General features: G+C 58.2%; 15 protein-coding genes. 3 read left to right on the forward strand and 12 right to left on the reverse strand.

Annotated features, from left to right (window positions below; all coding sequences use genetic code 11):
* Nucleotides 1–5 precede the first annotated feature (5 nt).
* The 8 genes from ACFSYH_RS03645 to rpsD all read right to left on the reverse strand — a co-directional run bounded on the left by ACFSYH_RS03645 (nucleotide 6) and on the right by rpsD (nucleotide 9,722).
* Nucleotides 6–1,679, reverse strand: coding sequence for a GspE/PulE family protein (locus ACFSYH_RS03645; RefSeq protein WP_377465157.1), 1,674 nt, complete (start codon nucleotides 1,677–1,679; stop codon nucleotides 6–8).
* Between the two features lie 269 nt (nucleotides 1,680–1,948).
* Nucleotides 1,949–2,923, reverse strand: coding sequence for a shikimate dehydrogenase family protein (locus ACFSYH_RS03650; protein WP_377465158.1), 975 nt, complete (start codon nucleotides 2,921–2,923; stop codon nucleotides 1,949–1,951).
* On the reverse strand, nucleotides 2,916–4,112 hold the full coding sequence (gene mltG / locus ACFSYH_RS03655; protein ID WP_377465160.1) for an endolytic transglycosylase MltG: 1,197 nt from the start codon (nucleotides 4,110–4,112) through the stop codon (nucleotides 2,916–2,918). Before mltG ends, ACFSYH_RS03650 begins: the two co-directional genes overlap by 8 nt.
* A gap of 374 nt (nucleotides 4,113–4,486) precedes the next feature.
* Nucleotides 4,487–5,035: a Holliday junction resolvase RuvX gene (gene ruvX, locus ACFSYH_RS03660; RefSeq protein WP_377465162.1), complete on the reverse strand. Its 549-nt coding sequence runs from the start codon at nucleotides 5,033–5,035 to the stop codon at nucleotides 4,487–4,489.
* Nucleotides 5,032–7,713 carry an alanine--tRNA ligase gene (gene alaS / locus ACFSYH_RS03665; RefSeq protein ID WP_377465163.1) on the reverse strand — a complete coding sequence of 894 codons (2,682 nt, stop codon included), beginning with the start codon at nucleotides 7,711–7,713 and terminating at the stop codon, nucleotides 5,032–5,034. The genes ruvX and alaS overlap by 4 nt, the downstream gene beginning before the upstream one ends.
* A gap of 153 nt (nucleotides 7,714–7,866) precedes the next feature.
* Nucleotides 7,867–8,238 carry a hypothetical protein gene (locus tag ACFSYH_RS03670; protein ID WP_377465164.1) on the reverse strand — a complete coding sequence of 124 codons (372 nt, stop codon included), beginning with the start codon at nucleotides 8,236–8,238 and terminating at the stop codon, nucleotides 7,867–7,869.
* On the reverse strand, nucleotides 8,238–8,621 hold the full coding sequence (locus tag ACFSYH_RS03675) for a DUF948 domain-containing protein (RefSeq protein WP_377465165.1): 384 nt from the start codon (nucleotides 8,619–8,621) through the stop codon (nucleotides 8,238–8,240). The genes ACFSYH_RS03670 and ACFSYH_RS03675 overlap by 1 nt, the downstream gene beginning before the upstream one ends.
* A gap of 474 nt (nucleotides 8,622–9,095) precedes the next feature.
* Entirely contained in the window at nucleotides 9,096–9,722 is a 627-nt protein-coding gene (gene rpsD / locus ACFSYH_RS03680; protein ID WP_377465166.1) for a 30S ribosomal protein S4, read from the reverse strand.
* A gap of 337 nt (nucleotides 9,723–10,059) precedes the next feature.
* Between rpsD and ACFSYH_RS03685 the strand changes: the two genes are divergently transcribed.
* A complete protein-coding gene (locus tag ACFSYH_RS03685) occupies nucleotides 10,060–10,923 on the forward strand; it encodes a carbohydrate kinase family protein (RefSeq protein ID WP_377465167.1) in 864 nt (287 codons plus the stop codon).
* Between the two features lie 5 nt (nucleotides 10,924–10,928).
* On the opposite strand, the gene ACFSYH_RS03690 is transcribed toward ACFSYH_RS03685, so the two are convergent.
* Nucleotides 10,929–12,512, reverse strand: coding sequence for a replication-associated recombination protein A (locus ACFSYH_RS03690; protein ID WP_377465168.1), 1,584 nt, complete (start codon nucleotides 12,510–12,512; stop codon nucleotides 10,929–10,931).
* Nucleotides 12,513–12,819: 307 nt separating this feature from the next.
* Between ACFSYH_RS03690 and ACFSYH_RS03695 the strand changes: the two genes are divergently transcribed.
* Together ACFSYH_RS03695 and ACFSYH_RS03700 are read left to right on the forward strand one after the other, a co-directional pair.
* Nucleotides 12,820–13,779: a hypothetical protein gene (locus ACFSYH_RS03695; RefSeq protein WP_377465170.1), complete on the forward strand. Its 960-nt coding sequence runs from the start codon at nucleotides 12,820–12,822 to the stop codon at nucleotides 13,777–13,779.
* Nucleotides 13,780–13,968: 189 nt separating this feature from the next.
* Complete coding sequence (locus ACFSYH_RS03700; RefSeq protein WP_377465171.1) at nucleotides 13,969–14,646, forward strand: hypothetical protein; 678 nt, start codon at nucleotides 13,969–13,971, stop codon at nucleotides 14,644–14,646.
* Between the two features lie 39 nt (nucleotides 14,647–14,685).
* Here the strand turns inward: ACFSYH_RS03700 and ACFSYH_RS03705 are convergent, their stop codons facing one another.
* The 3 genes from ACFSYH_RS03705 to ACFSYH_RS03715 form a co-directional block, all read right to left on the reverse strand.
* Nucleotides 14,686–16,641 carry a heavy metal translocating P-type ATPase gene (locus ACFSYH_RS03705; protein WP_377465172.1) on the reverse strand — a complete coding sequence of 652 codons (1,956 nt, stop codon included), beginning with the start codon at nucleotides 16,639–16,641 and terminating at the stop codon, nucleotides 14,686–14,688.
* Nucleotides 16,642–16,979: 338 nt separating this feature from the next.
* Nucleotides 16,980–17,642: an NrtR DNA-binding winged helix domain-containing protein gene (locus ACFSYH_RS03710; RefSeq protein ID WP_377465173.1), complete on the reverse strand. Its 663-nt coding sequence runs from the start codon at nucleotides 17,640–17,642 to the stop codon at nucleotides 16,980–16,982.
* Between the two features lie 141 nt (nucleotides 17,643–17,783).
* Nucleotides 17,784–18,749, reverse strand: coding sequence for an asparaginase (locus ACFSYH_RS03715; RefSeq protein WP_377465174.1), 966 nt, complete (start codon nucleotides 18,747–18,749; stop codon nucleotides 17,784–17,786).
* Nucleotides 18,750–18,871 lie beyond the last annotated feature (122 nt).

Below are 18,871 nucleotides of genomic sequence, written 5' to 3' on the forward strand. Positions count from 1 at the left end.
CCCAACTAGGCGACCACACGCAGAATCTCTTCGATCGAGGTCCGACCCTCCCCCACCTTCATCCAGCCGTCATCGCGTAGAGTCTTCATTCCATTAGCGATCGCGACCTTGCTGATTTCAGCAGCCGATGCATGAGCCACAGCCAGACGCTCAATCTCCTCAGTCACCTGCATGACCTCATGCAGCGCGAGACGCCCACGGTAACCGGTCTTGGAACACGCCGTGCAGCCAGCGGGACGGTACAGAACCGGAAGGTCCTCCGAACCATCCCACGGGAACTTCGCGGCAGCCAGTTCCTCAGGAGTTGGCAGGTACGGTTCCTTGCACTTGTCACACAGCTTACGAGCCAGACGCTGGGCAACCACACAATCCAAAGCCGAGCCCACTAAGAACGGCTCAATACCCATCTCGGTCAGACGCGTCACGGCGGAGGGCGCATCGTTGGTGTGCAGGGTCGAGAGCACCAAGTGACCGGTCAGTGCCGCCTCAATGGCGATCTGTGCGGTTTCATGGTCACGGATCTCACCGAGCAGAACAACATCCGGGTCAGAACGCAGGATTGAGCGTAGTGCGCTCGCGAACGTCAGGCCCGCCTTTGGATTGACCTGCACCTGGTTGATACCTGGCAGACGGTACTCAACCGGGTCTTCAACGGTAATCACGTTAATCTCAGGTTTAGATACTGCATTCAGCGTCGCATACAGGGTGGTCGATTTACCTGAGCCGGTAGGGCCGGTTACAAGGATCATGCCGTATGGCTTCTGGTAAGACTCCTTGTAGATCTCGTAATTCGACTCACCAAACGACAAGTCGCGCAGGTCGAGTGATGCCGTGGAGTTGTCGAGAATACGCATAACGATCTTCTCGCCCCACACCGTGGGCAGAGTTGCCACACGCAGGTCGATCTTGCGCCCATTGTGATTGACCGACATGCGGCCATCCTGCGGTTTACGCTTCTCCGCAATATCGATGTCAGAGAGGATCTTCACGCGCGAGGTCACAGCAGCCTGAGTTGAACGCGGAGAACGCTGCATCTCATGGAGCACACCGTCAATACGGTAGCGCACGCGTAGATCATGTTCGGTTGGCTCAATGTGGATATCTGAGGCACGGTCCGTAATCGCCTGTGTCACGATCAAGTTCACGTACCGGACAATAGGCGCATCGTCATCGATGGAATCACCCATCGCAGACAGATCAAGATCATCTTCCTCCTGCTGCTCAACCAGAGCATTCGACAGCTCAGTCATCTCACCGTCGGCACGGATGAACCGGTCAAGTGCGCGCGACAGGTCCTCATGGGTCGCAACAACCGGAATGACCTGCATGCGGGAGATCTGACGTACGTCATCAAGTGCGAGCACGTTTCCAGGGTCGGCCATCGCCAGCAATAGCGAACCGCCCTCAAACCCGATGGGCAGGACCGTATACCGGCGGCACAGGCTACCTGGGATCAGCACAACCGCCTTGCGGTCCACGTTGTACTCGTCAAGGTCGACAAAAGGTAGGCCAACCTGCTGAGCAAGCGCGGACACCAATTGCGACTCCGACAAAACGCCCGCTTCCACAAGCACGCGTCCTAAACTCACACCACGAATGACCTGCTCATCCAGTGCAGCCAGCAACTGGTCTTGTGTGACCAGTCCATCGTCCAGCAGGATTTCACCGAGTTGCTTCACCGTTGCTCCAAAATACCCGTGAGGATTATCTGATGGTGTATCGGCAGATTCGTTCGCGAAGATGAGTCATGTAACCGAGAGTTTCAGTTCATTCACCGAGTCTGCACATCTTTTCGGTGGTATTCCACCTGTTCAGGATGGATTGGCAGACGTACAGGCGGGCAGTTTTGTAACCGTCGCTACATTTCTCATCCGGCGACATCACCGGACTCGATATGCAAAAGGGAGGCCCGGCGGGACCTCCCTTTACACACAGTTATCGCATCGGTTCACAGACCGAGTGCAGTGTCCAATGCAGCACTCATCGCTTCGACCGGCCCTGGTCGGCCAGTCATGAGTCGTACCTGCTCGGCAGCCTGATGCAGCAGCATCCGCTCCCCCGTCACCGCTTGCTCGTTCCTGCCTGACAGGTCACGCCAAGCATTAATCAGAGCAGTCGGCGCAGGATCGTAGGCCACATCAAGCAGTACACCACGCGGTCTAACACCCTGATCGCGTAGTTCCTGCGCAAGACCATCCGCTGCGTGCGATGGGAGCGTTGATATAACCGCGTCAAAATGCGGCAACTGCTGTATCGCCTTGGTGATCAGTTCGAATGTTGGGTTCACCCCCATCCGCTGCGCCGCCTGGCGCAGCGTCGCCGTACGCCCGAGGTTACGCACAAACACGACGGGGGTCGGGCAACCGAGTTCCGCTAACGCTGCCATTGCCGACGAGCCGGTTGCGCCCGCCCCAATGATCGCGGCAGTCTTCACGCCAGTCAGGCGCGCCGTTGCCGACGAGCCGGTTGCGCCCGCCCCAGAACCCACCTCAGCGATCGCGGCAGTCTTCACATCGGCGAGACGGTCTGTTTCTCCTGATACGAGTTCGTTGGCACCCGGTGTTGTCTCACGCAACGCAGTAACGATTCCATACACGTCAGTGTTCGTGCCGACAGCCATGCGCGCCGGACCCTTACCGGTGAACACGACAGTGTTCACCGACCCGGTCACACCAGCCAATGGCTCAACGTGGTCGAGCAGCCCCAGCACCACCTGCTTGAGGGGCATGGTCAGGCTCAACCCCGCCCACTCGTCGCCAAGCCCGTTCAAAAAGCCCGCAAGGTCGTCTTCACCGACCTCAAAACGACCGTACTCCCAGTCAGCCAGCCCAAGTGCCTCGTACGCGGCATTGTGCAGAATCGGAGAAAGCGAATGTGCAATCGGCTGCCCCAACACCGCAGCCCGCATCACACGATCAGCCATCGGAGGTCTCAGCCTCTTCGTTTGCACGCTGCTCCCTGACCCACTCCTGGAATTCCTTGACGTACTCCTGATGTTGGTCGTACGTCTCGGAGAACTTCGTCTCCCCGGTCAACGGGTTAGTGGTCACAAAGAACATGTAGTTGGTCTGGTTCGGCTTGAACGCCGCGGCCAGAGCCGCCTCGCTTGGACTCGCAATAGGGGTCTTCGGCAACCCGTGGTGTTTGTAGGTGTTCCACGGGTTGTCGTCATCGCGTTCCTGGGCTGTCGTGGTCGCATCCGTTCGCGTGCCGAAGTGGTAGTGAACCGTTGAGTCCATCTCAAGGCGCCAGCCCTGATCCAGACGGTTGTAGATAACCGAGGCCACGTCGGCGAAGTGGTCTTCCTTACCCTCGCTCTGCACGATTGACGCCACATTCAGCATCTCCTGCCACTTGTCCTCAGGAATCTCCAGCTTGTTCAGGCGAGCGACCGTACGGCTGACCATCTCGGTGATGATCTCCTCCGCGGTTACCTCCGGGCCAAAACGATAGTCGCCGTCAGCGAGCCACCCCTCATACTCGCCCTCCGCAACGTCCGGCAGGCCACGCGCCTCCGTATCCGACATCGCCTCGTCAAGCTGCTCATCCGTGAAGCCAGTGACCTTCTTGATGTCCTGACGGATCCGAGAAACGCTCTGCCCGGGAATAACCTGAATGCGGTTACCCACGATGTTGTCCAGGTCCAACAGCATCTCAATCGCCTCGGACGCTGGGATCTCCTTGTACAGGCGGTAAGTGCCCGGCTGGATACGTGACGAGTCAGGATTGGCGATCGCCGCATTCGTGAACGCCTGAGTCGTCTTGATAACGCCCTGCGCCACCAGAGTCTGGGCAATGACGCCGCCCCCATCGCCCTGATTCACGGTCACCTCAACAGCTTCCGTACCGGTACCGGTGAAGTCGATACCGCCCTCAGTCTCCTGCGTGCCCGAACTGAACGGGGAAAGATTGGCAAGGAACTTCGAACCCGTGTTCCACGCCAGCACGACGCCGGCCCCGATCACAAGCACCGCAATCAACGTTGCAATCATCGACGCACGGCGCCGTTTGGCAGCCCGCTTCTTGCGTGCTGCCAGTTCTCGGCGGTCCATACGAGACAGACGGTGTTCGTCGCGCTCGTGTGGCCTCTGCATATCGAACAGATCGCTCACTGGAAAATCCTTCGGTTCTTTTCGATGTGCGACTCACTGGTTATTTTGACCGCGTTGTCGCATGTGTAGTCGTCTCTCAGGGATGACGGGAACCCCGAGAGAGTGAAAACTCGTGGTTGTTCCACCTAAGCGCAAAATTCTACCCGCTCTAAAACCGAAACAAAATCGTGATCAAGCCTGGTGTCGCGATCTCCCCGAAAAATCCTTGTTCGTAGAGGCACTAGGGCGTTCCCATATCGTACTGACTCCCCATGCTCACTAAGGTGCTAGGGATGCCACAAGCCGCACTGATCGATGTGTGGGTTTCCTCGTCATTGTGGGGCAGCAGACAGGCACACATCGGCGAGGAAACCCACACATCGACTCCTATCGACTCAGAGGGCGATCAGGTCCGCAAGCGGCTTGCCCGCACGAACGCCTTGGCGTTTCTCCGTCTCGAGCGCAGTTTCCAGCATCACCACCGCCGCAACCTGGTCCACGACTGCGCGATGGCTCTTCGCCTTTTTGCCTGCGGCATGCAACGTCTGGTGAGCGGTCACCGTGGTCATCCGCTCGTCAATCATCCAGATCTCTACCTCAGGTGCGGCCTGCTGCAACAGGTGAGCGTAGGTCAACGCCATATCGACTGACTGCCCCTTCGCCCCCGACAGTTGCTGTGGCAGACCGATGTAGACGATCTTGATGAATCGGTCCTCAACAATACTGACGAGTTCCCGGATGTCCTTGGGTAACACCGACGGAATTCTGCCGCCAATTGCGTATCCAACCGACTTGTCCCGGTTCAATGTGGCCACAGGCGACGCCAGAATCCCATCCGGGTCGCTTGCCGCAACCCCTACCCGCGCCAGACCCACATCAATAGCGAGGCGAGCCCCGCGCTCAATGCGTCGGGGCTCGCCTGCAGCACTCTGCTCGAAGGTCACGCTCCGGCAACCTCACGAACAGCACTCACGATTCCTTCAAGTGCCTGCGGCAATGCTGCAGCATTCTGACCGCCACCCTGGGCCATGTCATCCTTACCGCCGCCGCCACCGCCGAGAATACCCGAGGCGGTCTTGGCCAAGGCGCCAGCCTTCACGCCAAGGTCACGCGCAGCCTGGTTGGTCACAATGACAACCTGCGGACGTTCCTTGAGCGTTCCAGCAACAGCAACCACCGAAGCGTCGCCCTCACCCAAACGGTTACGCAGATCCGTTGCAAGCGTACGAAGCGCGTTAGGGTCAGCAACCTCACCCAAATCATGCGCAATCACGCGAGCCGAACCGACACGGAGGGCATCGTCGGCAAGCTTGCCAGCAGACGCCATAATCTGCGCCTGACGCAGACTAGCCAACTCCTTCTCCGACTCCTTGAGCTTGGCCACAAGCGAACCAACACGATCCGGCAGTTCCTCCGAACGCACGTTCAACAAACCTGAAAGCTGCGAGACCAGCGCGCGTTCCTTCGCGTTGTAGCCGTATGCGCCAGCACCCACAAGAGCGTCAACGCGGCGGACGCCGGAACCGATCGACGATTCACCAAGAATCGTCACAATACCGATGTCACCGGTCTGCTTCACGTGCGTACCCGCGCACAACTCGCGCGACCAGTCATCACCGATCGAAACCACGCGAACCCGCTCGCCATACTTCTCACCGAACAGAGCCATCGCACCCATGGCGCGAGCCTCATCGAGAGACGTAGTGACGTCCGTGACTTCGAAGTTCTCACGCAACTGGTCGTTCACGCGGCCCTCAATCTCGGACAGTGCCGAGGTCGGAACAGCCTGGTTCTGACGGAAGTCGAACCGGATACGGTTTGGCGAGTTCTCCGAACCAGCCTGAGTCGAATCGTCGCCCAAAGTCTCCTGAAGGGCCTTGTGAATCATGTGGGTTGCCGAGTGAGCCTGCGAAATCTGACGACGACGAACAGCATCGATCTCCGCAACCACCGACTCGCCAACACTCAAAGTGCCCTCGATGAGACGGCCACGATGCACCGACAAACCCTTGACCGGCGATTGCACGTCGTCAACCTCAAACGTTGCACCACCATCGGAGAACACGGTTCCGTGGTCAGCGAGCTGGCCACCCTTCTCCGCATAGAACGGCGTGCGGTCCAAGATCAGTTCCACATCGGCTGGAGCCGTCACCTGGGTTGCGGAACGCCCATCAACGAGCATTGCCTCAACCTTGGCTGGAGCCTTCGCGTCCGTGTAACCCAGGAACTCAACCGGAGCACTGAGCGCGGACACAACATCCTGGTACACCGAAATATCGCCGTGGCCCTGCTTCTTGGCCAGAGCATCAGCCCGTGCGCGATCCCGCTGCTCCTGCATGAGGGAACGGAACGCCTTCTCGTCAACAGCCACGCCCTGCTCAGCTGCAACCTCAAGGGTCAGGTCGATCGGGAACCCATAGGTGTCGTGGAGCTGGAATGCCTGCTCGCCAGTCAGTTTCGGAGCCGTCGAGGACTTAGCTTCGGTGACAGCAGAATCCAAGATCGCAAGACCAGCGTTGAGGGTGCGACGGAAGGTCTCTTCCTCAGCCTTCGCAACCTGGAGAATGTTTGCCCAGTTCTCCTCCAGGTAAGAGTAGGACTCAGACATGACGTTCTTGGAGGTTTCGATCAGGGCCGGGAACACAGGCTCAGTCACACCAAGCAGCCGCATCGCACGAATCACGCGACGCATCAGACGGCGCAACACGTAGCCGCGTCCCTCGTTCGATGGGCGCACTCCGTCACCGATCAGCATGAGCGAGGAACGCACGTGGTCAGCCACGACACGGAAACGCACGTCATCGTCGCCATTGGAGCCATACGTCTTACCGGACAACTTCTCAGCAGTCTCGATGACCGGATACACCTGATCGATCTCGTACATGTTTTCCACGCCCTGCTTGAGCAATGCAACACGCTCCAGGCCAAGACCAGTGTCGATGTTGTGCTGCTTGAGCGGGCCGACAATATCGAACTTGTCCTTGGCAGTCACGTTCGTGAGCTGATACTGCATGAACACGAGGTTCCAGATCTCGAGGTAGCGGTCCTCGTCTGCGACAGGTCCACCCTCCTTGCCATATTCTGGGCCACGATCAATGTAGATCTCGGAGCACGGACCGCCGGGACCTGGCTGGCCGGTGTGCCAGTAGTTGTCCTTCTTGTCACGACGCTGGATGCGCTCAGTGGGTAGACCCGCGATGCTCTCCCACAACTGCTGAGCCTCATCGTCGTCTTCATAGACCGTGACCCACACCTTTTCCGGGTCGAAGCCAAGTTTTCCGTCTTCCTCAGAACCGGTGATGAAGTCCCAGGCGTATGTGATTGCCTGTTCCTTGAAGTAGTCACCAAACGAGAAATTACCGTTCATCTGGAAGAACGTACCGTGACGGGTGGTCTTGCCAACCTCTTCAATGTCACCGGTGCGAATACACTTCTGAACCGAGGTAGCACGTGGCCATGGCGGAGTCTGCTCACCGAGCATGTACGGAATGAATGGAACCATGCCCGCGACAGTGAACAACAGTGAAGGGTCCGGCGAGATCAGGGACGCCGAAGGAACAACAGCGTGTCCACGCTCTTCAAAGTAATTGAGCCAACGTTGGCGAATTTCAGCGGTACGCATGTGTTCCTCTGCAAGTGTTCACTGGTGTTTAAGGAGTGCTGACAAGGTATCCAAAAGTACATTGAGCACCAGACAATTCTACGGCGTGGGCGCAAATAAAACGGCTGACTGGTCACGTCACCTTGATCACGTCCAGTCAGCCGTAACGGTTGCTCAGAAAGAGTAGCCGAGTTCCTGCTCTTCCGGGTCTATGTCCGGGAAGTCAGCAGCCGTTGGCGGCGGACCAGCCGGTGCGCCCTTCGTGCGAGCAGCAGCCGCACGGCGCTCCCTCAAGTCTTCAACGCTCCCCTGCGTCTCAGATGAAAGTGCACTCATCAAATCCTGCTCGCGCTCGGCAAAAGCGGATTTGAAGTCAGCCAGGAATCCTGTAGCCGCCTCAGTCGCACGCTGTGAGAAGTCTGCTGCCTGCGCCGTTGCCCGCTCCGCAACTGCCTCTGGCGTATATTGCAGCACGATCTTGCGCCCCTTGACCATGACGAACACGGTCAGCGCGACACCGGTTCCGATCCAAAACAGTCGACGCATCACTTACCGCCCTTAACCTTGGAGAATGCGTTACCGAATGCTTTGCGCACCCCGTAACTAAAGGCTGCGACCTTGACGAGCGGGCCGCCAAACGTCGCCGAGTAGATACCAATGAGTGCCGAGATGTTCTGCGTGATCTCCGCTGCCGAGGTCGTGACAGTGTCAACCTTGGTCAACTGCACATTCGCCGAGGTGAGGGTCGTCGAGGTTTCATCCAAGATTGGGACGGTGTGCTCGGTGATCTCCTCAAGGGTCTGCGTTGCTGCATCAAACACCTTCCCCAACTTGATCAGCGGGACAGCAAGCAGCCCCACCAGTGCGACGAACGCGATTGCAGCGATCAAGCCTGCGATATCACCGATCACAGTTACTCCCTCAAACATTGGGTTAGGTTGGGCGATGTGGACCACACATGGTCCGTGATCAACCTTACCCGCCGCTGCACCCGTCATGCACAAGACACCACACTCCACGCACAAATGTGCACTTCCCAACCCGCCTAATAGAGCAGACACGCCACAACACTCACAGGACTCAGGGACGTACTCCGAACCTAACGTGAGTGGCCGCTGGAACCAGCCAACTCGTCGCCAATCCCCTTTCAAACCGATGGGCTGAAATTAGTCCACATGCACACACAAAAACTACGCACCCGGAATAAAAACAGCCCACCAGCCCCAGCAGGTGTTGACTGGGTACGGACGTGCTGACAGTAGAAGGTGAGAAAGTAACAGCTTGAGTACCGACTGGACACAACAAAAGAGGCGCCCCGCCAAAGCGGGACGCCTCTTCCACCGATCAGATGGCCCGACCGCACCCGCAAGAGGAGCGGAACCGGCCGACCGAAGACCTAATGATCAGCGAGCGTAGTACTCAACGACCAGGTTGACTTCGCACTGAACTGGGACCTCGGCACGAACTGGCTTACGAACCAGAACGGCCGAGAGCTTCTCGAGCTGAACGTCGAGGTAACCAGGAACAGCTGGAAGAACGTCGCGGTGAGCACCTGCTGCTGCAACCTGGTAAGGGGTTGCTGCCTGCATCTTTGGCTTGACCTGGATGGTCTGGCCTGGCTTTACCTTGAACGATGGGCGGTCAACGAGCTTGCCGTCAACGAGGATGTGGCGGTGAACCACAGCCTGGCGAGCCTGAAGGATGGTGCGAGCAAAGCCAGCACGCAGGACGAGTGCGTCGAGACGAGTCTCGAGCAACTCAACCATGGTCTCACCGGTCAGACCGTCGAGCTTGCGAGCCTGGTCGTAGGTTGCACGCAGCTGCTTCTCACGAAGTGCGTACTGTGCGCGAAGACGCTGCTTCTCGCGCAGACGAACCGCGTAGTCAGACTCGGTGCGGCGGCGGCTACGGCCGTGCTCACCTGGAGCGTATGGACGCTTCTCGAAGTGCTTTACAGCCTTTGGGGTGAGTGCAATGCCCAATGCGCGGCTCAGGCGAACCTGGCGGCGCGAACGGGTTACAGAAGACATGAGTTTTCCGTTCCTGTCGTTGTGTGTTGACGTCACATCCGCTCACTTGTGTGTGCGGATGTGGGACCAGCCGAAGAAGTGCCGTGCCGTAACCAGCGCGGTTTCGCGGGCCGAGGTCCCAGGTGGCTGCCGGAAGGCAACCTCACAACAATATCAGTCTGCGGGCGACCGTGTCCCGAGGGTCGCCTAAAAAACAGGGACCAGCATGTGTGATGTTCACCGCGATTGCCTGATGCCCGTGTCAGACTTATCCCAAACTTCTTCACCGGTACTCACGCAGTCCGCGCACAAGCGTGCTCGCACAGGCCCAGTATGCACGCACCGAAAGGCACACCTTATGTCTAGTCTCAACGTATTCGTGGCGGGACCAAGTTCGTGGAACACACTGATCTATCTGGCTGAGTTGCCGGAACCGACGCCACACACCGTGTTTGCCGACAACGCCTATGAGACGTTCGGTGGCACGTCCCTCGGGAAGAGCTTGAACCTGCGCGATCTTGGCTGTGCGGTCACGCTTAGCACGCAGTTTGGCAGCGATTCGGCCGGCCTGCGCATATCCCGCGTGCTTGAGGCCGAAAGCATCACGGTCATCAATCCGCAAGGGTCATCTACCGAGCGTCACGCCAACCTCATGACCCGGCATGGTGAGCGCCTGTCTATTTACATGAACGCACCCTCTGCGGGAGATGGCTCGCGCGATTTGGAAATCATGCGGGCGATGGAGGAGTCCGATGTGTTGGTCATGGATCTGTCGTCCGAGTCTGCTCGGCTGCTTCCACTCGCCATCAGTACAGGTAAGCCCATCTGGACGGATATTCACGACTACGATGGAACATCGCAGTTCCATCAGCCCTTCATAGACGCCGCGCCGGTGATCTTCATGAACGCCGATGGCCTGCCGGACCCGATCCCATTCATGCACTCCATGATCGGGCGAGGCAAGGAACTGGTTGTCTGCACACTCGGCTCAGACGGTGCAGTGGCTGCAACCCGCGAGGGCGTGGTTGAGGTTCCCGCCGCACCCGTGTCGGTGATTGACACCAACGGTGCTGGAGACGCATTCATGTCCGGAGCGCTCACCCGGATTCTGGCTGGCGCGAACATCCGTGAGGCTCTTGAGTTCGCGGCGCTGCACACTCACGGCGCGCTGACATCCCGGCATCTGCACCCTTCCGCCGAGGCTTTTACAGCGGAAGCATAGCGACGCTACTTCTTCTGGTTACGGCCCGCCTCATTGCGGTAGGCATGCAGGATCGGGTCGATCCCTTCGAGCCGTTGCGTGACACTACGCTCGAACCCACGGTCCGATGGCTCGTAATATTCTGCTCCGTCGAGGACGTCCGGCAGGTACTGCTGCGGCGCGATTGCATGCGGATAGTCGTGCGCGTATTTGTAGTCGATGGCGTGACCAAGATTCTTGGCTCCGGCATAGTGGCCGTCGCGCAGGTGCATGGGCACCGTTCCAATCCGGCCCGTGCGTACATCCTGTATTGCCGCGTTGAGTGCGCTGTATGCCCGGTTGGATTTGGGGGCTGTCGCAATATGGACGACGGCTTGGGCAAGTGCATGCTGCGCTTCCGGCATTCCGATGAGTTGCACTACCTGAGCGGCAGCGGTCGCGGTTTGCAGAGCACTCGGGTCCGCCATTCCCACATCTTCCGATGCAGAGATCACAACGCGCCGCGCAATGAACCGTGGGTCTTCCCCCGCGACGATCATGCGCGCGAGATAGTGCAGCGCCGCGTTCACATCGGAGCCACGCATGGATTTGATGAACGCCGAGATCACGTCGTAGTGCTGGTCGCCGTCCTTGTCGTAGCGCACCGCGGCGATGTCGATGGCCTGTTCCATCGTGGTGAGGTCGATTTTCGGGTGCCTCGCGCCTTGAACTGGCTCTGTGTCTGCTGGGTCGGTTTCAGCCGCCTCATTTTCTGTTTCCTGATTGCCGACGAGCCCCTCCTTCTCTCCCTCTTCCCCACTTTCGGTGTCGGCTGGCATGGGCTGAGGGTCAGGTGTTTTCTGCTCGCCTACCACTTCACCGATTGGACTTAGTGCTTCGTTCGAGGTCACATCGTAGTGCTTCTCGAGAGCGGCACCCGCGGCTGCTTCGAGGATCGTGAGCGACTTTCGAGCGTCTCCCCCGGCTAGCCGTAGGAGATGTTCGCGCGCATCATCGTCGAGGTCCACTTCTCCACCCAACCCGCGTTCATCGGCTAATGCCCGTGTGATGAGTTGGTCGATGTCCTCATCTTCAAGCGGTTGAAGCGTGAGCAGCAGGGAACGCGAGAGCAGCGGTGAGATGACAGAGAAACTGGGGTTCTCGGTCGTTGCTGCCACGAGGGTCACCCACCGGTTTTCCACGGATGGGAGCAGGGCGTCCTGCTGGGATTTGGAGAAACGATGGACCTCATCAATGAACAGGACCGTTTCTTCACCGCTGGCGGTGAGTCTACGGCGGGAGTCTTCGATCACTTGGCGTACGTCTTTGACACCGGCTGTTACGGCGGACAGTTCAACGAATCGTCGGCCGGAGTTGGATGCGATCAGGTATGCGAGGGTTGTCTTTCCCGTGCCGGGTGGCCCCCATAAGATGATGGAGCCTGGTGCCGCTCTGTGGGTGCTTGTGGTTGGTTCGAGGAGTCTGCGTAGTGGGGAACCGGGTTTGAGCAGGTGACCTTGACCGGTGACCTCCTCGACGGTGCGTGGCCTCATGCGCACGGCGAGTGGTGCGTGTTCCGTGACTTTGGGGACGCCAGCCGAGGTTTGGCCAATCGATTCGAACAAATCCATGCTCACAAGCCTAGCGCGTTGGAGCCGACGATTCGCACTCCTGTTCGAATCCGTCCCTGATCACATTCCCCCTGTTCCTCTCTACCCGCACTGCCTCGCATCCACGCCCCAGAAATTAGGTGTATAGGATTTTCTTGTGTGTGAGTGCTCAGGGGACTCATCCACAAGAAAAAACCTATAACCCTAACCACACCTAGCCACGCTTCCCCTGTTTCCACGGACTTACTGGGTAGGTTTTAGCCGCAGTTATCCGCAGAATCTACAACTCGCTCGATGAGGTACAGAGGCGACAGGTAACACTGGGGGCATGAATGTACTGTCTCGCGAGCAATATACGGCCCGCTATCTGAACCAATTGCCTCGGGTCTTGACCTCCCAATCCATCAGTAAAAACCGCTTGCACGCTGGCGCAGCGTCTGGCGCGTTCGTGAAGCTTTTACCCGGCTGTTATGTAGAGGACACGCAACTTCCGTCAGCACACTTACCCACATATATGCAGGTAAACGAACGCGCCAAGCTGCAACTTGCGGCAGGGATCGTCGGGCTTCGCGAAGATGAGGCGCTCAGCCATTGGAGTGCCGGAATTGCTTGGGACCTGCCCTGGTACGGAACTGACACAAGGGTCCACATTTTGCGCACGGACTGCAAAGGCCTACCACGAACCGGAACTGCCATCCACACCAGCATCAACAAACCATATTTGGTGACAACGCCCGATGGCATTACATTGACAAATCTCGAGCAGACAGTCGTACATTTAGCGGCAGCATCGCACCCATCCGTCGGGCTCGCCTACCTTGACCATGCACAACGCATCGGCGCAAGTGCCATGAGTCTCCGCACAGTCTGTGATGAAACCCTGGTTCGCGGCCGTGCCAAAGTACAGCGCCTGATCGGCCTGAGTGTGAACAATTCAGATTCCGCCAAGGAGAGTGAATGCCGCTACTGGCTGTATAAAGCGAGGGTGGAAAACGTTGAGACTCAGTATCGTGTTGACACTGAACTAGGCACTTTCTATGCCGACATGTGGGTTAAGGATACGCCGTTACTGTTCGAGTATGACGGTGAGTCTAAATACAGTGACGATCCACGCGCGCTCTTCAAGGAGAAGCAACGTGAAGACGCGCTACGTGCTGCGGGTTTCGTGGTGGTGCGCGTGACGAGCAGGCATTTGAATAATCCTGAACGGTTCATGATCGAGGTCAGGCATCGACTGACGTCCCACAACTATTCGGTTCCTGCCAAAGGTGGGCGACAAGTTCCTTGACGTGCTGAAGTATGACTAGAGCGCAGGACTCAATGAGGCGTATAGGTTTTTTCTTGTGTGTGAGGGTCTGTACCACTCACACACAAGAAAAAACCTATACGCCTAACCGAAACCTGCCGATAAACTTTTGTAAGTGTGTTTACCCGCAGCGCTAACTAAAGCGTTGAGAGCGTGGAGGTGCTATAGCGCATGACCGATCCGCAATATGAGCGTTTTGCACCTCAAAATGCTCGACGCACCGACGAACCACAGCCGCAGATCTTCCCCGGCGAAACGCTCGGAGGCATTGACCCGCAAGCTCGCTTCGCTCCTCCCACGCCCGCTGTACCGGTTGATACACCACCGGTGCCAGCGGATGAACCAGTGATGCCAGCCATACCGGTACACCAAACACCACCCGGCTCACCCAAGGTTCCCTCGCAATTCCCGCCTCCATCAACCAAAATCAATCCCCAGTTCAACGCTGCGCAACGCGAGTATGCGGAACTGCTGGCTCAACGGCGTCACAGTATCGACCGCGTGCTACAGCAAGACCTAGAAAAACTTGAGCGCTTTGAAAATGCAGCCCAGGCCAGGCGCTACAAGACTTCGCTAAATCGCGCACGAGTCGTGTTCTATGTGGGCTGGTTCGCGTGGGTTCCGTTCGCCTGGTTCATCTCCTCGCACATGCTCAACTTAGCGTTGGCCTTAACCTGTTTCGGGGTCATGATTGTGGTCCCGTGGATAGGCACGGTTGTTTTCTGGCGTGAGAACAACCGGAGGTACCGCGCCCTTGAGCAGCGTGTGCGGACTCAACCAAGCACCAACCTGGTTGATGAGCGCCATTCAGCCTTCACCACCAAGCAGCCACCGATCCGACGCTGGTAACACCCAGCCTGTCTAAGCCGGATAACACCGGGTCCAGCGCTACGGCAGACCGGTCAACCGCCAAGCGGACACGCCAGGACGTAGGCCGGGGTGGGCGGTGGAGGGCTCGTCGGAAAGCAGGAATCCTCCACTGCGAACGGAACCCGGCCCGCCGAACCTGCCATCCTGTTTCCGCGAACCGAGTGCGCGCAGTGCAGCGAGGATCGCAACGAGATCCACGATTTCTTGTGTGAGTGCGCCTGCGGTCGCAGGGATGACGCCAAATGCCGCAATGAGCATGAGCACGACCGAAAGCACGATGCCAACCCAGATACTCTGCCGCGCAATCCGCATCGTGTCCTGTGCGATGTGCACAGCGGCCGCGACCGGCGCGATATCGTCTGCGAGGACAACGGCGTCAGCGGTTTGGGACGCTGCGGTGGCGCCACGGGCACCCATCGCGATACCCACATCGGCCTTGGCGAGGGCTGGGGTGTCATTGATACCATCGCCAATCATCACAATTGGCCGTGGCGTTGCCTCCGTGACAATCGCAACCTTGTCGGCGGGTAGGCACTGAGCGTAGACGGTCTCGATTCCGGCCTGCGCGGCGATGTAGTCGGCGGTGGCGTGCGCGTCACCGGTGACGAGTGCGGTGTGTGCAACACCCAGTTCGCGTAGGTGTTCAACCGTGGCCCGAGCTGAAGCCCTGAGCTTGTCACGTGCCACGATGACACCGCCAAATCGCCCGTCAACAGCAACGTAGATGGCAACCTCACCGGGCTGGGTGTGTGCAGCACGAGCATCTGATGCATGCTCACGCACATATTCGTACTTGCCGACGATCACCTCTCGTCCCTGCAGAACTGCCGTCACGCCGTTGGTCGCCTCTTCACGGGCGTGATCGCCCGTGAGCAATGGAAGCCTCCTACGTTTCGCGGCTTCCAACACGGCATTTGCGAGGACATGCGAGGAGTATTGTTCGGCGGAGGCGGCGAGAAGCAGGAGTTCACGTGCGCTCAAAAACTCATCGGCTGGACGCACGTCCACGATTGTGGGGTGTCCTTGCGTCAGGGTTCCAGTCTTGTCGAAGTAGACCGATTGTGCGCGGGAGAGTTCTTCAAGCACGCCGCCGTTCTTAACGATCACCTTGTTTCGTGCCGCGCGGCTCATACCGCTGATGAACGCAACGGGTGCTGCGATGAGAAGCGGGCATGGGGTTGCAAGCACGAGTACCTGGGCAAACCTGGTGGGGTCTCCACTGATGGCCCAGGCTGTTCCCGCAATCGCGAGTGAGAGGATCGTGAACGGCACGGCAAACCTGTCGGCCAGTCGAACTGTTGGTGCCTGGTCTTCTTCGGCACCCTTGATCAAGTCCACGATCTGCTGGTACTGGCTGGTTGCCACGGTGTGAGTGGCGGTGACTTCAACTGCTTGCTGCCCGTTGACGGTACCGGAGTAGACAGGATCGCCGGTCGACTTCTCCACGGGGATCGATTCACCTGTGAGCGTGGACTGGTCGAAGGCAGCGTGCGCAGAAGAGAGCACACCATCGACCGGCGCGACTTCCTTGGGACGGATCAGTACAACATCACCAGGTTTGACGTGCTCGGATGGAACTATACGGATACCGTCGCTGGTGACCACTCGGGCCTCACGCGGCGCGTGGTCGAGCAAGTCGGACAGATCCTTCTTCGCCCGCCTAGAAGCGTAGTCTTCGAGAGCCTCTCCCCCGGTAATCATCAGGATGATGATCATCAAGGCCACGTACTCACCCACCAGCAACGTGGCGATGATAGCGACGACAGCAAGTATGTCGAGGCCAAATTTTCCGGCGATCATGTCTTTGATCATGCCTACGGCTTGGACGGCGACCACGACAAGTGCGTACAACACGAAGATCCAGCGCGTAGATATCTGCTGACCGCTCATGGCCAAGAGCGCACCGAGGAGTCCGATACCGATGGTGGTAACGAGCCATGGGTAGTTCCGCGAGAGTTCCTGCATCCGTGTCATATAAACACCATGCGCCTAGTATGCGACCTAGGCAAGGAAGGTAAGCGACACCTAAATGGCTTAATTCAGCCATTTCTAAAGTATGGCTCGCCTAAATCAGACGACCCTAAGAACCACGGGATTCGTGGTGTTTCGGACTCTGACGGAAGTAGCGTCATGAAATTTTCTCAAGCTCTCGTTGAGTGGATTTCACCCTCGCGCACTTCCCATCGAACGCTACTGGGCGCGCTCCACCCAGCCGCGTGGTGATTTTCCGGAATCAAGTCCCAAGAAAAAACACCTTCATCCCGGAAAATCACCGTGTTCTGTCCAGGCACACAGGATCGGGAGGGGCGATACTAACTCAACGGTTTACGCGTGTAGGTTTGGGCAGGTTTACCGAGTCGCCCCTGGGTGACTTCACCAGTTGCGACAAGGCGCGGAAGCATTCGCCTGCGGAACGAGTCCTTCAGGATCACCCTGTTGGCAACAGTCTGATGAAGTGCCCGCAGGTCAAGCAGCGTCACCTCGTCAGATTCCAGGAACCAATATGGGTCGGGCCGCAATTGATATTCACGTCGTAGGAATCCAGTCGCATGCTCCACAATCTCGCGATCCGGTTGAACGATGCGCTGCGCAATCTCCGATTCCACCGGAACCACGCGAAAGTCCTCCGTGAGGTCGATACTGTCGTATGGGAAGGCCGCCAGATAGGAGACTGTCAGTGCCCAACCGTCCTCGGGGCGTTCAAATACCTGAAGTTGCTGAAACGTGGTTGGCCCCGCGTTCAATCCCGACTCTGATGAACCCCCGCCTTCGGATTCTGAGGATTGCACCGTATACAATGCCCGGCGCGCGGCGTGTTTGAGGCGCTCCCCTGAGCCAACCTCCGCACGGGGGAGCATCAGTAGACCCTCTGCTTCACACAGAATCACAGCAAGTTTCTGCTCGGGGGTCACGGTAAGAGCAGCCATTGCCACGGCAACGGTTGGCCCCTGTCTGGGCATATTTGTGCTGTCCACGCGACGATGACCTTTCGAGAAAATTGTCCAAGGCGAGTTTGCGCGCTTTTGCGCTAATGATACACCTGTTCGATCCCGATCGTAATTTTGGCCGAAAACGCGCATCTCAGCGCCTTTGACTAGAGTCCTGGAAGGCACTCGTCAGAACAGCGCTGCGACCTCTCCAACTTGTTCGCCATGTCCCAAAACCGTGGGCCAGTGTTTCTCGGTCAGTTCCTTGTCCGTATGTCCAAGGAGTTCAAGTACCCGGAGCGTCGCAGCAGTGCGACCACGTGCTCCCCCATCAGAGATCTTGAGTGCAAATGCACGTCCGTCAGCAAATGCACCCACCTGAACAGCCTCTGCCCCATCTTTTGTGATGAGCCTAGGGAACGCGCGCATCATGTCCGTGACATCACGATCGGTTCCACCAACAAGCTCTGGGCGACTGCTTATTGCCGTGTACACGACGGCTTCGGCGGAATCTGGTGCGTTCTGCGCGGTCGTTGCAATATGAGCGAATCCCCGAACCATCGCATCCAACGACAGATAGAACAACGGAGCCCCACAGCCGTCGATCGTGACGTTACTGGCCGCTTCTCCACAGACCTCTTCGATAGTCGCTCGAATCTGGCGTTGTAGTGGGTGCTGTGGATCGAGATAGTCCTCAAGCGACCAGCCATTGATCACACACGTCGCGAGCATCGCAGCGTGTTTCCCCGAGCAGTTTTGCTGCAACGAGCTCTTCTCGTTCCCAGCCTTGATTGCCGCGGGGTGAGCATGCACGCCGATAGGAAGGTCTGGGGTGTTCTGCAGGTGTGCTTCGGTGAGGCCGTGCGCGTGCAGTACGCTGAGCGCGGTGTCCAGATGGAACTGCTCACCGGAGTGGCTCGCGCATGCAAGTGCAACCTGTTCCTCGGTCCCAGTGAAACCAGCACGCACCATCGCCAGAGCTTGAAGGGGCTTGAGTGAGGACCGCGCATACATCGGTGCACCAGGACCACCAATACGGGTGATCTGGCTGCCATCAGTTGCGATAACGGTCAGTGACCCATAGTGGACGGATTCGATGACGCCTCCGCGGGAAACGGAAACAAGTGGCTGGTGTTCTGGTAACTGCGTGTTCACAATTCCACATCCTCTCACCGCAGCCACCGGCTAGGCGCACCAGGCGGGTGCCGTTTTGGCCACATTAAAGTAGTCGCACTCGCACAGTTAGGAAGTTCCTGCTTGGCGACGATTCCACACCT

It is taken from the genome of Populibacterium corticicola, from assembly GCF_042683685.1.
GTDB lineage: Bacteria > Actinomycetota > Actinomycetes > Actinomycetales > Cellulomonadaceae > Timonella > Timonella corticicola.